This window comes from Chitinophaga sp. CF418, from assembly GCF_900142925.1.
In the GTDB taxonomy this organism is placed as follows: Bacteria; Bacteroidota; Bacteroidia; order Chitinophagales; family Chitinophagaceae; genus Chitinophaga.
Window position 1 is genome coordinate 81,553 of record NZ_FRCN01000006.1, and the last position, 17,532, is coordinate 99,084.

A 17,532-nucleotide genomic window follows, 5' to 3' on the forward strand; every position below is an offset into this window, starting at 1 on the left:
CAGAAGATATGTTTATAAAGAGAATACTTGCGCTGTTGATAGTACTTGTTGCCGGTTACGGTATAGCGAATGCGCAGGGTGGCAGACCACCGGTAGCAGGAACCTGGGAGGTGGTGAAGATAGAAACCCGCCTGTTCTCGCAGGAGGATAACCAACTGTTGGAGAAGAAGACTTTGACGAAGGCTGAAGAGTTTAAAAACCTGACGGGTTTTGTGCCGATGAAGATCTCGGTGGAGGGGGAAAACTGCATGATCACAAATGCTTCGGGATTCACCGAGACAGGTAAATATAAGATAGAAGAGAAAGGTGTGCTGTTGTATCAGAAAGCGCTGCCACCGATGCCACAGAACGTGATGCCTGGCATACCGTCTCCTGAGGCGCCATATCTGCCTTACCGCTATAAGGTGCAAAGTGGCGGAACCTTGCTGTTGGAACTGCCGGGAGCCTCCTTTATGGATACGGCCAGAAGTGTTCCGGTTGTATTGGAATGTACCTGTTACTATAAAAAGAAACAGTAGTTCGTTAACCGCTTTATCGCTATACCAATGATATACAAGATATTCAGGCGTAAGTATACTTTTATTTTACCGGCATTGCTGTTATTGTTTACCGTCGGCGCCAGTGGACAGACATGTCCTCCCTGGGGCATCAGTGCCGTTACAGAGCCTTCTCTTTGCGCTGCCAGCGGTAAGATCACATTGTCTTTTACCGGTACCGGAGCAGGTAATGTAACTGACATGTTATTCAGCCTTGAGCCGCTGACTGCCGGAGGTTACAGTGTGTCTCCCAATACATCTAACGTGTTTGAAAATATTCCTGCGGGCAGCTACAGTGCTTTAGCCAAAGGGATCTGTAACAATGCAGTGGTGTCTGCTACAGTCAATGTGACAGTGTCTGGCAACTATATTCCGTTTACCGCGGCGATATCCCAGTACCGTCCGGCATTGCATGCCTGTAATACAGGACGGGCGTATGTTTCCATGAAAAACGGAAGGCTACCTTACCAGGTCAACATAACAGGCAAACCAGCTTCATATACCGGCCGCACATCATTTACCGCAACACAGGACATTTATATAGACAGCCTGCAGCCGGGTACCTACACAGTAGCCATTACAGACGCCTGTGGAGCGGCAGCCTCTGTCCAGGCTTTGGTAATTGATGAACTTTCCCTGATACCAACTTCCGATTTGTATACCGCCATGCCATACGGGGTACCGAATACCTGTAATAAGTTTGTAATAACCGGTCCCCGCGCATATTCCGGAAGTCCCTTTGTTCAGTATCTGGCGCCTGGTACGCCCATGACTTATAGTGTATCCTTTGATGGCGGACCTAAGACGGCCTATAAGGACCTTGGAGGAAAGGATACCTTCACGCTGGCTGCGGGACAGACTTTTAAGGACATGTACACTAAAACGGTCACTTACTATATCAGGACAGCCTGTGGTGATGAAGTCGTTTATCCGAGGGTATTCGGGATCCCTTATATGTGGGATTATTACAAGTTGAACTGCGCTACAGATTTTGACGAAAGTTATTACGTGGACACCTTGTACTCGCATTGTTATCCCATTTATGTGTCCTTCAGGAATAAGACAACCAATGCGATACGCTATGATACAATATGGAAAAATGCGGGCCCTCAGACGATGCCACACATGCCCTTTGGCACCTATCATATAACGGGTATTACAGCTGATGGTGTGACAGTGGCTGATAGGGATGTGGTCATTAACGGTCCTGTATCCAATCCTTATTCTGTAATCATAACCCATAACGGTGGATTCTATGGGAATGACGGCGCAGTCATGTTCTTCATTTATAAATCAACGGGGTACTTCACTCCTGGAACGACGATAAGCCTGACCAGTCCTTCCAATATTCCCTATACCACAACAATCACCCCTACTTATCAGAGCAATACCTGGGGCGTATATATGACGCAGGATAACCCTGCGCGGTATTTCTACCCGGGTAACTATACTTTCAGGGTTACTGACAGCTGTTTCAGTTATGATCTGCCTGTTACTGTAACCGAAAAAGATGTATACCGTTTCAATCTGACCTATACAGAAGAGCAAACCTGTACTGGTCTGAAGATTAAGCCTACCGGCACGAGTGTTTATAATAATACGCAGCAGCCTGTCTATTTCAGGATCGTAAGAGGGCCGCAAGGTTCCGTGGGATATGACAATTCTATCGTCACAACCGGAGATTCCCTTTTACTGCCAATGGAAGGTACATACAGGATCGCGATGTCCTCATACCCGACCATTGTGGGAGATTTTTCGCAGGCAAACAGCCCCAATACGAAAGAGATCAACTTCACCTATAAGCCCTTAATTGTTGACGTCAATAAATCCCTGGGCTGGGTCTGCCCCGGCGCACCTGATAATTCCGGTAGTATAGTAGCTGTTGCAGCAGGTGGCAGTAAGGCGGTCACAGGAGTGTTTACCTACCGGCTGGCCGCTGAAGGAAAAGGTGCCACAGGGCCTTACTGGGCGACCAATACAACCGGGAAGTTCAGTACCGCCACTTCAGGCGGGGCCTATGAGTTGATAAAAAATCAAAACTACGATGTACGTGTGGAAGATGAATGTGGCGCGGCAGCCGTACAACGATTAAAGATCATCGACTTCGAGACCGCAGAACTGGCTACTTCCGATAAGCTGACCTATTGTATTGGTGACAGGATCGAATTTAAGATCATCAACCTGCCTACAACGGCTATCACTTATGCATGGTCAGGGCCTGATCGTTTCAGCAGTACCTTACAGAACCCGGTATTATCTCCGGTTACACCCAACAGCGGAGGTAATTATCACGTAGTGATCTATTCGGACATCTGTATGAATCCTATCCATGCAGATGTAAATGTCACATTGGCTCCTTACAACCTGACCTGCTACAGTGCAGTAACAGATACGAGTGTGAATCCATATACCTATGGTTTGCTGGGTAACTGGAAAGTGCAGCGGAGTTATTCTTACTATGCCGCGAGAACAGAAGGCAGTACGGCAGCGGCTACAAACGTGAGGACAGATGGCACGATAAAAGACTTCGTTGCTTTCTGGAAGAAGGGTAGCAGTGCCGGATGGCAACCACAATATGATACATCCCGCTGGGTATGGAACAATGCTACCACCTTATATAACAAGAAAGGATTTGAACTGGAGAATACAGATCCATTGGGTCGGTATAACGCTGCTATCTATGGATTTGATGATGCGTTGACCACCGCTGTGGCACAGAACAGTCGTTACCGCGAGTCAGCCTATGAAGGCTTTGAGGACTATTATTTTGCAGGCGCTACCTGTGATACTGCCTGCAGTGGCGGACGCAGTTTCGACTTCTCTTCTTATAAAGGTGATCTTGATTCTACACAACAACATACAGGGAAATATAGTCTGCGTATAGCGGCAGGTAAGAGCGCCGGTATCAGCGCGGTAATAGTATCCGATAGTACTGCAGGGTTTAATCTGTCTTTCAACAAGAGTGCCAACAATTGTGTGAGTGGCGGACAGGTACTGGGAAGTATCCGTACGAATAAGGATGCTATACTTCCTGTGTACTCACCGTTTGCAGGTAAGAAGATAGTTATCAGTGTATGGGTGAAAGAAGGAAAAGATTGCAAAGGGATTACCTATACCGGCAACAGGATGGTTATTTCGGCGAAGCGGGGTACGACATCCAGCGTACTGGTTGCAACGCCTAAAGGAGGTATTATCGATGGCTGGCAACGTTATGAGCAGCCGGTAGATTTACCTGCGGATGCTACTGAGCTGATTGTCAGCATGCAGGCAACAGGCACTTCGACTGTTTACTTTGATGACCTGCGTATACATCCTTACAATGCCAATATGCGCTCTTATGTGTACAATCCGGCTGACCTGCGACTGATGGCAGAGTTGGATGAAAATAACTATGCAACTTTCTATGAGTACGACGATGATGGTACGCTGATCAGGTTGAAGCGGGAAACAGAAAGTGGCATTAAGACCATTAAAGAAACTAGAAGCGCATTGTTAAAAGATTAATTATTCCTGGTACCCCCTATTAAATAAGATATTATGCATTCTTTGCCAAGAAAGAGCGCTTTATGGCTGACGGTGTTGATGCTGCTGATGGCGGCAGGTAACAGCTTTGCGCAAACCGGTACTGTCAGAACGCTGAGAAATATACTGGACGGCAGCAGAGGTCAGTTAGCAAAAGATTCTGTTGCCACTGTTCAGGACAGCCTTTATTTTAATCCGTCGCTGATCAGTAAACTGGATACGCCTTACCAGGTGAAAAATATCATCACCTTTAAGGTGAATGAATACAGCAATGTTTACCTGCCTGCGCAATTCACTGCTACCGTCAATGCCCGGTTGATCTATACCAGGCCTGACTTTGCGATAGACTCTGTTGATAAGAGTTTCATTATTAACTATGATGCCGCTGGAAGCTATACCAACAGAAGCAGTTTCGTGTTTGGTAACTCACACAAGGTAACGGTGAAAGTGCTCAGTGTTTCTGTTACCGCTGCCGCCAGGGTCTTAAATGCACTGGTAATGGAGAATGAGATGCAGGTTGCTCCTGTATACAAATTATCCTGTACTGATGATGCAGTTAAAAGTATCAGTGCTGTCGGCGCACCCAATACTGATTCTACGGATGAACTGACTGTCAGCTGGCCCATTACTGCCGGTGCGGATGTGTATGACCTGGAGTGGGCATACGTGGATTCTTCTGCTTATACCAGCGACAAATATGGTAATCCTGTTAACCCGGTATTGCTGTTCAGAAACAATGCCACCCGTGTAACAATTGCTGATAATACGTATCGTATTCCGCTGTTGTATGATAACGGAGGACTCCTTTTTTTCAGGGTCCGGGCGGTACAACAGAAAAGCAATGTAAGCAGGATAGAAACTGCATGGAGCTCTGACTATAGCGGAGGCCTGGGAAGTTACAGTTTCACCGGTCACCAGCGAAAGATGAACTGGCAGATGACGGTGAATTATGCGGAGGAAGGAAAGCGAAAAGCAGTCGTTGAATATTATGATGGAAGTCTGCGCAGCAGGCAGGTGGTGACGAAAGATAATACCACGAATAAGACAACGGTAGGAGAGACCTTTTATGATTATCAGGGAAGACCGGCCATACAAGTGATGCCTGCTCCCTCGATCAATTCAGTGATCAAGTATGCGCCCCGTTTCAACAGTGCATTGAATGGCGCTGAATATGATAAGTCAAACTATGACAAGCTGAATGCTCCGTCTGAGTATCTGACAGCTCGGGCGAGCCAGATGTCATCTGCTACTGGTGCTAACCAGTATTATTCTGCCAACAACCCGGACAAGAATACTGGTGTGAACCAGTTCATCCCGGATGCGGGAGGATTTGCCTTTACTGAAACAGTATATACACAGGATAATACGGGCAAGATCGCCCGGCAGAGTGGACTGGGACCTGTGTATAGGATAGGCAGCAACCATGAAACGAGGTATTACTATGGTACGCCTGGTGACAATGAACTGGATGTGTTGTTTGGTACGGAGGCTGGCGACAAGAGCCATTACTTCAAGAACATGGTGCAGGATGCCAATGGCCAGTATGCTATTACCTACCTGGATATGTATGGTCGTACGGTGGCAACAGCTTTAGCAGGCACACCGGATAGCGCCAGTCTTGATAATCTTTCTTCGAATACCAGTTTCCCGGTAACAGATACTTTGTCGAGGTTGAACAGTAATGTGATCAAAGACCTGGTGATGGAGAATACCCAGAGTCAGCTGGTAGCCATAGATGGCGATTATCAGTTCAAGTATTCACTGGCGCCACCGGTATTACAGAAAAAGGATTGTAATAATAATACCGTTTGTTATACTGCCCTGTATGATCTTGAAATAAAGATCACTGATGATGCTTATAACCTGCGTCTGGGTGGGAAACCTTTTGATACGATCATCCGCAATTATACCGGAACGATTGTAGCGGATTGTAATACACCGGCAGCTTTGCAGGTAGCCTTTACATTACGTTTGCCGAGAGGTAATTACCAGATCACCAAACGGCTGACAGTTAACAGGGAGGCGATGGCCTATTACAGAGATAGCGTCTTCATGAAGAAAAATCTCTGTACTACGCTGGAGCAGTTCGTACAACAACAGCGTGATTTCCTGGTGAATACGCAATGTGTTCCAAGTTGTGCTGCGTGTCAGGATAGTATTGGCACCTGGGATAATTTCCGTAACCGGTACATGGTAACGGCTGGTATTGCCATTGCAGATAGTGCTACTTATAGAGGAGAAGCGCAGGCGGCATATGCTGAAGCGGTAGCTGCCTGTGAGGCCCTATGTGATAAGGCAACGGAATCTACTGACGTGAAGTCGGCGTTGTTGCTGGATGTATCAGCGCCTTCCGGTCAGTATGCAGATGCGGATGATACGCTGAATATCTATTCCATTTTTTATCAGCCGGATGAGAATACACTGCCGCCTTACAAGCGCGATACGGTTACTTATCTGGACGAAGCAGGCAAGCCCGATCTGGCATATGATGAGTTTAGTAATACCTATGTCGTCCCTCAGCGTTTAAGGCCGGAGCAGTTTGCTAATCAGTTCAAAGCATCCTGGGCGCCGGCATTGCTGAAGTTCCACCCGGAATATTGTAAATGGCTGGAATTCCAGAAGCACCAGGCTAGTTATACGTGGGACCGGGATTTTGAGAAGATAGATACTTATGCTGAAGCGAAGGCGAAGGGATATCTGAATCCGATAGGTATGAGCAGTGTTTCCTATCCGATAGTGACCGCGAACAGAGATCCATTATCGCTGGAAAGCACTGAGATGTATAATGCATTGCAGGCGAAGCTGACTAATTATAACGGAGGCTCTGGTAGTTCCGTGTTGACGATGTGGAGCACTGCTACGGCTACAGTGAAATGTGATGGCAATAATGCAGCCTGTGTTACTGCTTATGCGCCAGCTACTGCGCCTTTCAACGAAAGTGCATTGTGCACGGGCGATCTGGATATGGCCTGGCGTAACTTCAGACAGTTGTACCTGTCTGCAAAAAGGGCCATCCTAGATAATAAGATAAAGAGTGCCGCTTGTCCTGCGGGTGTGTCTAACCCGACATCAGCACAGTTGCTCGCTGCCGGAAAACAGCTCAACTTTAATAACGCGACTGATGCCTTAGGACAGAATGGACTTGGATATCTGAACAATACCGGTGCCTCAGGGGCAGCTTCAGATTCTGCGAATAATGCTGTGAAAAGGCATTATGAAGACAATTGTAATGCCTATGCCAAGGCATGGGTACAGCAACTGGCGCCTTGCAAATACACGCAGGCGATGTTGAATATACTCATCCCGAGATTAGTGGAAGTATGTAAGGAGGGATCTGATGTTTCTCATCCGATGGGATCGAGTTCTGTAAGACCGGGCAGTACTTATGCTTACAAGAGCTTCCAGCAGGTACTGGAAGAGTTTAACGCGCAACAGGGTATCTCCAACAGTGTTGATTGTAATGGTTACGTGATCACTGCGCCTGCTCCTTACGACAAGCAGACTGCCTACGGTAACAAGCCGGTATATTCTAAACCGGATACCTGTGAATGCCGTAAGCTGAACAATCTCCGTGCAGAGTATCTTAAGTATAATACTGATACAGATGGCGGATTTGCCGGTTATCTGGCCCGTACCAGGGGGATCAATATGACGGATGCCGATCTCACTCAGTTGCTGAATGCATGTAATACTACCAGCAGCTGTACTTACTTTACAAAGATTATCAGTCTGCCGCCAGCACTGCAATGTTATACCGGTGAGACATGTGTGACTTGTGGTACGGTGAATAATGCGTATACAAGATTTACTGCTAAGTTCCCGGGTATCACACCGACGATAGAAGAAGGCGATACCACACAGCAAAAGAAGAATAAGCTGTTTGCCAATTACATGAATAATGAGCTGGGCTTTAATAAACAGGCCTGGGAATATCTGAAGTTTAAGAATGATTGTCCGGTGGCACCACCGCCGACAGCTACGTGCACAACGATCACTAATATTAAGAACAACTTCCTGAACCTGTATCCTGTTACATTGGGCGATTCCATTACCGTGAACAAGACGGCGCCCACGCTCAGGATCACACACCTGCTGAGTACCAGGACCACTGCATATGCGTCGTCAGTTACGCTGGGTGCAGCAGTATGGACGAACGGTAACTGGTTTACATTCAGGGATAACCTGGTGTTCAATTTTGCGAAAGTTGCAAGAGGCGCGAATATCACCTATGCAGACATGAACCTGTTTGCAAAACCTGCTTCTGCAGGTGGAGAGCTGGTATGCGGTTCTCTATCGCATTATTCTGTTAGTCCGGGAACCATCAGTTGTCTGTTTTCCCGGTCGACGGGACCCGTAGTGGCTAATGTTACGACATGGGCAGGACAACCTGGAACGATAGCTGCCAACACGCTCACTTTAGCGCCGATCACTTCTACGCAGAGCAGCGCCAACTACCTGAACCAGGTTTGTACTAATCTCGTGAAGGATATGTATGCGGCTTCCCGTACAGGCACTGATTATGGGTTGATCATGCGATTAAGTTCGGAGCCTGCGCAGCAATATAACGCGTTTGTATTCTGGTCAAATTCTACTACCAATACCAGCGCTAAACCGCCATACCTGAATGTGACCTATAAGGCGCACAGGTGTAATGAGTTTGAAATTTACTTCAATGATAACTTCGGTCAGGGCACTAACTATACAATGGCCCAGATAGATAGCTTCTATCAGGCGAATTGTGGGGCTGTTTCAGGTATCTGTGGTAGTGCGCCGCCTACAACACCGCCAGGAGCCTATGATGGACCGTTGTTATGCGGGAAGTCGACACCTGTATTCCCGTCAACGGATGTGAATACAGTGAATAACTGTTCTGATACGGCTTTCTTCTCTATCAGTAAAGGAACGGAGTTATATAATGCTTACCGGGATTCTTTATTGGGCAGCTTTGGTCAGGACTATATTAACACCGGACTGCTGGCTGCGAACAGGGAAGTGTTTACGGTGAGCTATAACACAAGTGAATACCACTATACATTATTTTATTACGATCAGGCGGGTAACCTGGTGAAGACAGTGCCTCCGGCTGGTGTGGTGATAGACAGGTCTTCTACCTGGGTGAATAGTGTGAAGGCAGCGAGAGCGGCAGGGCAGGTGAAAGTGCCTGCACATACGAAGATTACGCAGTATAGATATAATACGCTGGACCTGTTAGTGGAGCAGCAAACACCGGATGGAGGTATCAGCAAGTTCTGGTACGACAACCTGGGAAGATTAGTATTATCCCAGAATGCTCAGCAACGTCCAGTTCGTGATTACAGTTATATATTTTATGACGCATTGGGAAGAATGACGGAAGTCGGCCAATTGAGGAGCAGTACTATAGTGACGGACAATCTTACCCGTAATCCGACGACACTGCAGCATTTTTACTCAAGTGCAAGGGCGACTTGTGTTCAGATTACCAAAACGACATATGATATACCCTATGCGCCGTTATCACAGCTGGTACTGTCTGCCCGTAATTTACGTAACAGGATAGCGTGGATTGCCGTATACAACAATGCTACGGATCTTGGAGCAGGCCGTTATACCGCCGGTACTTTCTACAGTTATGATATACATGGAAATGTCGATACACTCCTGCAGGATTATAAAGTGGGTGGTATGGCAGATGGGGGGAACAGGTTTAAGAAGATCGTTTATAAATATGACCTGATCAGTGGTAATGTGAAACAGGTGGCTTATCAGCCTTCGCAGGTGGATGCGTTTTATCATCGTTATACGTATGATGCAGAGAACAGGCTGGTTAATGTGGAGACGAGTAAGGATAGCGTGTATTGGGAGAATGATGCGTATTATCAGTATTACAGGCATGGGCAACTGGCGAGAACCGTGCTGGGACAGCAGCAGGTACAGGGATTGGACTATGCTTATACATTACATGGCTTGTTGAAAGGAGTGAATACGACTTCGATTGGGGGTAGCACGGATATGGGCAAAGATGGAGTAGCGGGCAATACTGTGGCGAGAGATGCGGTTGGCTATAGTTTGTATTATTATGGCTTCAGGGATTATATTTCTATCAGTGGGCTGACCCCTTTTGCTCCAATTGAGGGTTCTGGATTTAAGCCTTTGTTTAATGGAAATATTGCGGCGACTAGCCGTCATATTCCTGCTATGGGAGAATCCTTGTTATCTACCTATAGCTATGATGTGTTGAGCCGTCTTAAAGGAATGCAGGCGATCCGTGGATTAAATACAAACACCAATAGATGGACACCTGTAGCTATTCAGGACTTCAAAGAGGGCGTTACATACGATGAAGATGGAAATATTTTAACTTACACTCGTAATGGTAACAATACATTTGCCAGTAAACCGTTGGGAATGGACAATCTTACCTATAACTATAAGGCTGGTAAAAATCAGCTTGATTTTATAGGGGATACAGTAAGTGCGGCTAATTATGATATTGATCTGGATGGTCAGACGGCTGGGAATTATGCTTATGACAGTACGGGCAATCTTATTAAGGACATCGCTGCAGGAATCAGCGGCATAACTTGGACCGTATACGGTAAAATTGCTTCAATCACTAAAACAGATGGCACCACTATCAGCTATACTTACGATGCATCCGAAAATCGTATCAGTAAAACATTGAATGGCATACAGACATGGTATGTGCGTGATGCCTCAGGAAACGTGATGAGTGTATATACCAAAGGGAATACTGCTGTCAATAGTGGTAATCTGACACAAACAGAAACACATTTGTATGGCAGGAAGCGTTTAGGTATCGGCATATTGAATACCGACGTGCAAAACGTTGCACCGTTGGAAATAGTACCTTTGCAAGGACTGGGTAATGGGATAGGTACTGCTTTCCTGCGTGGAAGAAAGCTCTTCGAGCTGTCTGACTACCTCGGTAATGTGCTGGCGACAATATCAGATAAAAAGAGGGGTATTTCTACGGATAGCACCAGCATTAGCTATTTTATGCCTGATGTACTATCTGCCCACGAGTATTATCCCTTTGGAATGGGAATGCCGGGGCGAAGCTCCAGTAATGATAAATACAGGTATGGGTTTAACGGGAAGGAGAATGACAATGAAATCAAAGGAGAGGGGAATAGCCTAGACTTCGGTGCGAGGGTATATGATCCTCGAATTGGCAGGTTCCTTAGTCTAGATCCAAAGAGTAAGGAATATCCGGATTGGTCTCCATATGTTTACGCTTTTGATAATCCGATAAGGCTTGTTGATGATAATGGAGAAGGTCCAGGAGATCCAATGCACCATGAGTTTTTAACAACAGTAGCGCTGGATATTTATGATGCAGCAAAAGCTAAAGGAGCATCCGGGATGGGAGCTTTATTAGTAATGGCACAAGCGAGCATTGAATCCGGATATGGTCAGGATGCTATTAAAAGAGGCGATTATAATCTTTTCGGAGTTATGACGAATGGAAGTGATTATAAGGTTAGAAATATTCACGGGAAGATTAAAGACTACTCCAATAACGGAAAATGGCAAGGGTCTATTGACGATTACTTTGAGGGTAAATCAAGGAAATGGCCAGCATCGGATGAATTGATAAAACAGCCTACATTTACGGCCGATGATGTAGATAAAGCGTTTTATACAGGTAAATATTTTGAATTTAAGAAGGAGAGAAATAAGACGGGGCATGGAACATACAATTTTGATGATATTGATGAGGATACTAAAACTAATAATAATAAGTATGGTACAAAATTGATAAAACAAATAGGGGACTTTAGGAAACGTTTCGTCGCCAGTTTGGATTACCAGATTAATAATAATAACTTGAAAATAAAACGAATTGACGCATTGCTTAACTCATATGTGGTGACTGCCGAATTCAAAGATCAACTGAAAGCTGAGAAAGAAACCCTGACCAAGCAGAATGAAAAGTTTGAAGCAGTAAAAAAAGATGTAAATCAATAATTAGTATGAAGATGATATTTTTGTATGTAGCATTGACATTTACCTCTTTAAGTTGTAAAAGTGGGGGGAGTTCCACTAGTGCGGAAGTTGAAGGGAAGCACGAGCAGGTGGATTCTCTGCAGGCTGATAGCCTGGATCAACTTGAAGCAAAGGACTCAAGTTTTTATTTAAAAGCATCTAAAGGAAAGGAAGGAGAAATTTGCCTGAAGTATCGCTTGAATCATACAAATACTTATAAATATTTTTGTTTTAAGTATTTTGACTATTCGGACGTAGTATTCCCGGATACATCTGTAGGGATAATTAATGATGGTTCATTTAGAGAATCCAGCTACTATCTCGTACATGATAGCATTTTGATCTTACCGTTAATTGGGATGAACAATTTTTTATCGGTGTATATTTTAAATCTGCAGTCTCAAGAAGTTCTTGGTAGTGATATCAGGACCTCTTTTAGTCTAGTTTGGATCGATGGGAAAAGTTCGACGTTTTTAACTACAGATACTCCTGATTATATTAATGACACTACTTATTTGTACAAACTAAATAAGTATAAGATAGAAGGAGGAGCAATGTCATTAATAAAGAGAGATACTGCCCATCTGAATGTAAATTTAAAGGATGATTTAAAAATCAATTATAAAATAGCGAGACGGATACTTCATTAATATATTGTCTTCCAAAGATATTTGAAGTTGCTACTTATGGATAAAATCAGAAAGCCAGTACTTCATATAATAGTTAACAGAATTATCATACAAACAGTCAGTAATGTCACCGCATGGTTCACATACATTACTCTCTTTAACTCCCCATGCGCAATCTCCCGTGGCGCCTCGCCGATATACGGCTTAACGACCACCTGCCCATGATAAGTGTTCGGGCCTCCGAAGCGGCATTGCAGAATACCTGCCAATGCCGCTTCGGGGTAACCTGAATTTGGACTGGCGTGTTTGTGCCCGTATTTAAAGATATATGCCAACCCCTGTTTACTGAACGTTACCAGCACCATTAGCAATGCCGTTAACCTGGCGGGGATGAAATTAGCCACATCATCAAGCCTCGCTGCAAATTTTCCGAAGTAGAAATATCGCTCACTTTTGTAGCCGATCATGGAGTCGAGGGTATTGATCATTTTATACACCATCATAGCGGGCACTCCGCCAATGGCGTAATAGAACAATGGTGCTATCACTCCATCACTTAAATTCTCAGAGAGGGTTTCGAATACGGCCGTCCGGATCTGGTTTTCGTTTAGAGCAGAAGTCTGCCGGCCCACGATCCATGATAGTCGTTTGCGTCCTGCTTCGAGGCCCTGATGCTGCAGTGTGTTGAAGACTTCTTTGCCTTCCTGTAGCAGGCTTCTATTGGCCAGACCATAGAAAACAAAGATACTGGAGAAGATGTAATAAGCTGGTATGCTGATACTTAATAGCCAGCGTTGTGTAAAATAGAAAAAGCTGAATACCAGCACGCACAGCAGGATTGTCAGTAATGCTCCTTTTAGTAGTTGAGACTTCCCTTTATTTAGCAAAACCTCTCCTTTACCTATCACAGTGCCAAATAAACGGATAGGATGAGGTAACCACCTGGGATCTCCTAATAGAATATCCAGCAGATAACCCGCTACCAATGGAATGGTGATGATCAGCAATTTTCCATCCATGCCCTGATGCTGTTTACCAGTAATATATTGTGTTCCTTTCGCTGGGTAGCAATGCGGAAGTGTTGTGGTGTCAGACTTCTGAAGTTGGAAGCATCCCTGATCAGCAGACCTGATGTCTGTAACAGGAATTGTTTCAGTTCAGCCGCAGTGCCTTTGTTTGTTTGACAGAGGAAGAAATTTGTATGTGTTTTCGTGATGGAAATATTACCGATGTGGTTCAGCGCCCCGATCAGGTGTAATGTATCCCATGCCAGATCAGCCGCGGGTAATATCATTTCCTGCCGGTGTTCTGTAATAAACAATCCTGCTTCAATAGCCAGGGCATTGACAGACCAGGGCATTTTGTAAGGAAGGATGTTATTGATGATTGCTTCGCTACTTAGCATGTAACCTAAACGCAATCCGGGGATGGAATACGTCTTTGTAAGCGACTTGATGATGATGAGATTAGGATATTGATTCAGGGAGGGAATCATTGAAATAACATCCACCGTAAAATCAACATACGCTTCATCGACCACGAACATCGTTAGGGGATTATGTTTCAATAACTGTTGTATGGTGCTTGGAAACAGTATTGCGCCAGTGGGATTATTCGGATTGCCGAAGAAGACGATGTCTGTTTGAAAGACGGTATCAGGCCGCAGATCATCCCAATGGAGATAATCTATCTGCAGATCATTTGCCCGGCAGGCATCTTCATATTCAGCAAAGGCTGGAATGATGATAGTCGCTGATTTTCTGCGATATGCATGTGCTACCAGGTAAAAAGCTTCTGTGGCGCCGTTAGTTACCAGTACCTGTGCAGGCGTCAGGGCATGCCATTCAGCCAAAGCAGTTTGTAAACGCTGAGCGTTTGCTTCCGGGTAGTTCCTGATCTTATACAGGCAGTCCGTCAGGTGTTGCTGTAAGCCGGCTGCCCAGCTTTCGTAATATACATTAGAGCTGAAGTCAGCAACGATGTTATAGTTAAACAGGTATCTGTCATCTCCGTGGCCGTTGATCATCTGTCTTTCTTTAGTTGTCCGTAAATATATGCCATGTCTACATGCTCCCGCAGGTGTTGCGCCAGTTTATCATACTGGGCTTCTTTGAAAGCCAGGTAGTCAAAAGGAGCGGAGGACAGCTGTGTTGTGTGTGCTTTCAATAGATCGTCTATTACAACGGCGTTGTCCAGGATGCCGTGGATGTAGGTTCCCCAGCAATGTTCATGCAGAATGTAGCCGTCATTGTTGCCGGTGGCCGTTTTGTTGAGCGGGCTTTCTTGTCCGGTAGCAGTGCTGAGACCCATATGGATCTCATATCCATTGCAGGTAGCAGCATGGCCCTTATAATAAAAGCGGCATTGTTCCGTCACCTTATTCTCCGTTAAGATTGTTCTTACGGGCAGAATGCCTAGTCCAGGCATGGATTCCACTGCGCCTTCCATATGATGAGGGTCTTCTATACTGCTGCCCATCATCTGGTAACCACCGCAGATGCCAATCACCGTTTTACCGCTTTTATGCGCCTGCACGATGGCTTTTGCTACTCCGTTGTTCTTGATGTCGATCAGGTCGGCAATAGTGTTTTTACTGCCGGGGATGATGATGATATCGGCCTTTTCAATATCAGCAGGATTGTTGCTGTAGAATAAGTGTACACGTTCGTCCTGTTCCAGTACATTGAAGTCAGTGAAATTGGAGAGGCGGTTCAGCAATACAACCGCGACGTTCACTTTACCGGAGGCATGTTGATTGTGTTTGTGTTCCAGTCCGACGGAATCTTCTTCCTCTACGTAAATGTCTTTGCGATAAGGAATAATGCCCACAACCGGTACACCACAGAGGTCTTCCAGCATTGTTTTGCCTGACTCAAAGAGACGGGCATCGCCCCTGAATTTATTAATGATGATCCCTTTGACGAGTTGTTTTTCTTCCGGTGGCAGCAGGGCCATAGTGCCGTAGACACTGGCGAACAGGCCGCCCCGGTCAATGTCGCCGACCAGGTATACGTCGGCCTGTGCGTGAAGCGCCATACGCATATTGGTAATGTCGCGGTGTTTCAGGTTCAGCTCACTGATACTGCCGGCGCCCTCCATCACAACAGGATTGTATTTTGCCTGCAGACGGTCGTACGCAGCTTTAGCTTCTTTGAAGAGTTCCTGTTTATTGTTGCCCATAAAATAATCATAGGCAGACTGGTTGCCCACAGGCTTGCCCAACAGAACCACCTGGGAAGCCTTATCGCTGGTCGGCTTTAACAGCACCGGGTTCATATCGGTACTACAGGGAATACCGCATGCTTCCGCCTGTACCGCCTGGGCGCGTCCTATCTCAAAGCCATCTGGTGTGGCATAGCTGTTGAGCGACATGTTCTGTGCTTTGAAGGGAGCGGGATGGTAACCATCCTGTTTGAAAATGCGGCAGAAGCCTGTATTGATAAAACTTTTGCCAACATCAGATGCAGTGCCGGCAAACATGATGGACCTTAGTTGCTGCATAAGATTGCGAATGTACTATCTTTGGAGGAATGAAGCCTCAGTTTTTAATTGCAGCACCATCCAGTAATTCCGGCAAGACGACACTCACATTAGGTCTGTTAAGACACTTGCATAACCGGGGCTTAAAAGTACAGCCGTTCAAGTGCGGACCGGACTACATCGATACCAAACATCATTCACTGGCAGCCCATTCCCAGAGCATCAACCTGGATACTTTTATGATGAGCGAGGGACATTTGCGGTCGCAGTATGCGAAATACAGTGCCGGAGCAGATGTGGTGATCACGGAAGGCGTCATGGGACTGTTCGACGGGGCGGACCGGATGAAGGGAAGCAGCGCAGAGATATCCATCCTGCTGGACCTGCCGGTGATACTGGTCGTGAATGCAAAAGCGATGGCTTATTCTGTGGCTCCCCTGATCCATGGCTTCATGCATTTTAACCCGCAGGTGCAGATAGCAGGCGTGATCTTCAACTTTGTAAATACGGAGAGTCATTATCAGTTCCTGAAGGACGCCTGTGAAGATATCGGCGTTATCCCGTTGGGATATGTGCCTGCCAGTGATGATATTAAGATCCCTTCCCGTCACCTGGGACTGGCTATTTCTGGGGAGAATGACTATAACGCTATTATAGAAAAGGCTGCAGCCCATATCAGTAAAACGGTGGACATAGAGCAGCTGTTGACGATTACCCGGAGGCCTGTGCTGCAGAGACCTCTTCAGACGATATTGCCCCCTGTCCGTACCATGGAGATAGCTGTTGCCATGGATGAGTCATTTAACTTCACTTATGCAGAGAATCTGGAGATACTGAAGAGTCTCGGAGAGGTGACTACCTTTAGTCCCCTGTACGACTTCAAACTGCCCGAAACAGATCTGCTCTACCTGGCCGGAGGGTATCCTGAATTGTTCCTGGAGCAATTGTCAGCTAACCTGACTATGCGGGCATCTATTCTTGACTATTGTGCAAATGGGGGAAAGGTGATCGCGGAGTGCGGGGGTATGATGTACCTGGGAGAAACCCTGGCAGACAGTACCGGGAAGGAATACCCGATGGTGGGATTTTTGGGCCTTAAAACGACAATGAAGGACGCAAAGCTGTCACTTGGCTACCGGGAGATAGAAATGGGCTTAAATCGCTTTAAAGGGCATGAATTTCACTATTCCGGTTGTACGGAGACGGAAACGCTTCCAAAGATAGGGAAGGTGTTCAATGCCAGGGGAAAAGAAGTGTCCACCCCGGTGTACCGGAAGGGTAATGTGATTGCGTCTTATATACACCTCTACTGGGGGGAGAATCCCGATTGGTTGTACCTGGTATCCGGCATTTGACTTGGTCAAGGTTCGGTAAAC

At 46.0% G+C, this 17,532-nt stretch carries 8 protein-coding genes; 5 read left to right on the forward strand and 3 right to left on the reverse strand.

Translation table 11 applies throughout. The features are described from left to right. Positions 1-8 precede the first annotated feature (8 nt). The 4 genes from F3I09_RS14570 to F3I09_RS14585 are packed head-to-tail and all read left to right on the forward strand — an operon-like array spanning position 9 to position 12,697. Positions 9-518 (forward strand): hypothetical protein, encoded by a 510-nt coding sequence (locus F3I09_RS14570; RefSeq protein ID WP_149695768.1) that lies wholly within the window; start codon positions 9-11, stop codon positions 516-518. Between the two features lie 27 nt (positions 519-545). After that, a complete protein-coding gene (locus F3I09_RS14575; protein WP_149695769.1) occupies positions 546-4,040 on the forward strand; it encodes a hypothetical protein in 3,495 nt (1,164 codons plus the stop codon). Positions 4,041-4,073: 33 nt separating this feature from the next. After that, a complete protein-coding gene (locus tag F3I09_RS14580; protein WP_149695770.1) occupies positions 4,074-12,029 on the forward strand; it encodes an RHS repeat domain-containing protein in 7,956 nt (2,651 codons plus the stop codon). Positions 12,030-12,034: 5 nt separating this feature from the next. Further along, positions 12,035-12,697, forward strand: coding sequence for a hypothetical protein (locus F3I09_RS14585; RefSeq protein ID WP_149695771.1), 663 nt, complete (start codon positions 12,035-12,037; stop codon positions 12,695-12,697). A 62-nt stretch (positions 12,698-12,759) separates the two neighbouring features. On the opposite strand, the gene cbiB is transcribed toward F3I09_RS14585, so the two are convergent. Genes cbiB through F3I09_RS14600 form a run of 3 tightly spaced genes read right to left on the reverse strand, consistent with a single transcriptional unit; the run spans position 12,760 to position 16,177 of the window. Continuing rightward, on the reverse strand, positions 12,760-13,695 hold the full coding sequence (gene cbiB / locus F3I09_RS14590; protein WP_149695772.1) for an adenosylcobinamide-phosphate synthase CbiB: 936 nt from the start codon (positions 13,693-13,695) through the stop codon (positions 12,760-12,762). Beyond that, positions 13,677-14,702 carry a histidinol-phosphate transaminase gene (locus tag F3I09_RS14595; protein WP_149695773.1) on the reverse strand — a complete coding sequence of 342 codons (1,026 nt, stop codon included), beginning with the start codon at positions 14,700-14,702 and terminating at the stop codon, positions 13,677-13,679. The genes cbiB and F3I09_RS14595 overlap by 19 nt, the downstream gene beginning before the upstream one ends. Beyond that, complete coding sequence (locus F3I09_RS14600) at positions 14,699-16,177, reverse strand: cobyric acid synthase (RefSeq protein WP_188133812.1); 1,479 nt, start codon at positions 16,175-16,177, stop codon at positions 14,699-14,701. The genes F3I09_RS14595 and F3I09_RS14600 overlap by 4 nt, the downstream gene beginning before the upstream one ends. A gap of 29 nt (positions 16,178-16,206) precedes the next feature. Between F3I09_RS14600 and F3I09_RS14605 the strand changes: the two genes are divergently transcribed. Continuing rightward, entirely contained in the window at positions 16,207-17,511 is a 1,305-nt protein-coding gene (locus F3I09_RS14605; RefSeq protein WP_149695774.1) for a cobyrinate a,c-diamide synthase, read from the forward strand. The last annotated feature ends 21 nt before the right edge of the window (positions 17,512-17,532 follow it).

Excerpts from the sequence above, each read along its gene's own strand:
- F3I09_RS14595 (WP_149695773.1), bottom strand. The coding sequence starts at position 14,702 with ATGATCAACGGCCACGGAGATGACAGATACCTGTTTAACTATAACATC.
- F3I09_RS14600 (WP_188133812.1), bottom strand. The coding sequence starts at position 16,177 with ATGCAGCAACTAAGGTCCATCATGTTTGCCGGCACTGCATCTGATGTT.
- F3I09_RS14580 (WP_149695770.1), top strand. The coding sequence starts at position 4,074 with ATGCATTCTTTGCCAAGAAAGAGCGCTTTATGGCTGACGGTGTTGATG.
- F3I09_RS14570 (WP_149695768.1), top strand. The coding sequence starts at position 9 with ATGTTTATAAAGAGAATACTTGCGCTGTTGATAGTACTTGTTGCCGGT.
- F3I09_RS14585 (WP_149695771.1), top strand. The coding sequence starts at position 12,035 with ATGAAGATGATATTTTTGTATGTAGCATTGACATTTACCTCTTTAAGT.
- F3I09_RS14575 (WP_149695769.1), top strand. The coding sequence starts at position 546 with ATGATATACAAGATATTCAGGCGTAAGTATACTTTTATTTTACCGGCA.
- F3I09_RS14605 (WP_149695774.1), top strand. The coding sequence starts at position 16,207 with ATGAAGCCTCAGTTTTTAATTGCAGCACCATCCAGTAATTCCGGCAAG.
- cbiB (WP_149695772.1), bottom strand. The coding sequence starts at position 13,695 with ATGGATGGAAAATTGCTGATCATCACCATTCCATTGGTAGCGGGTTAT.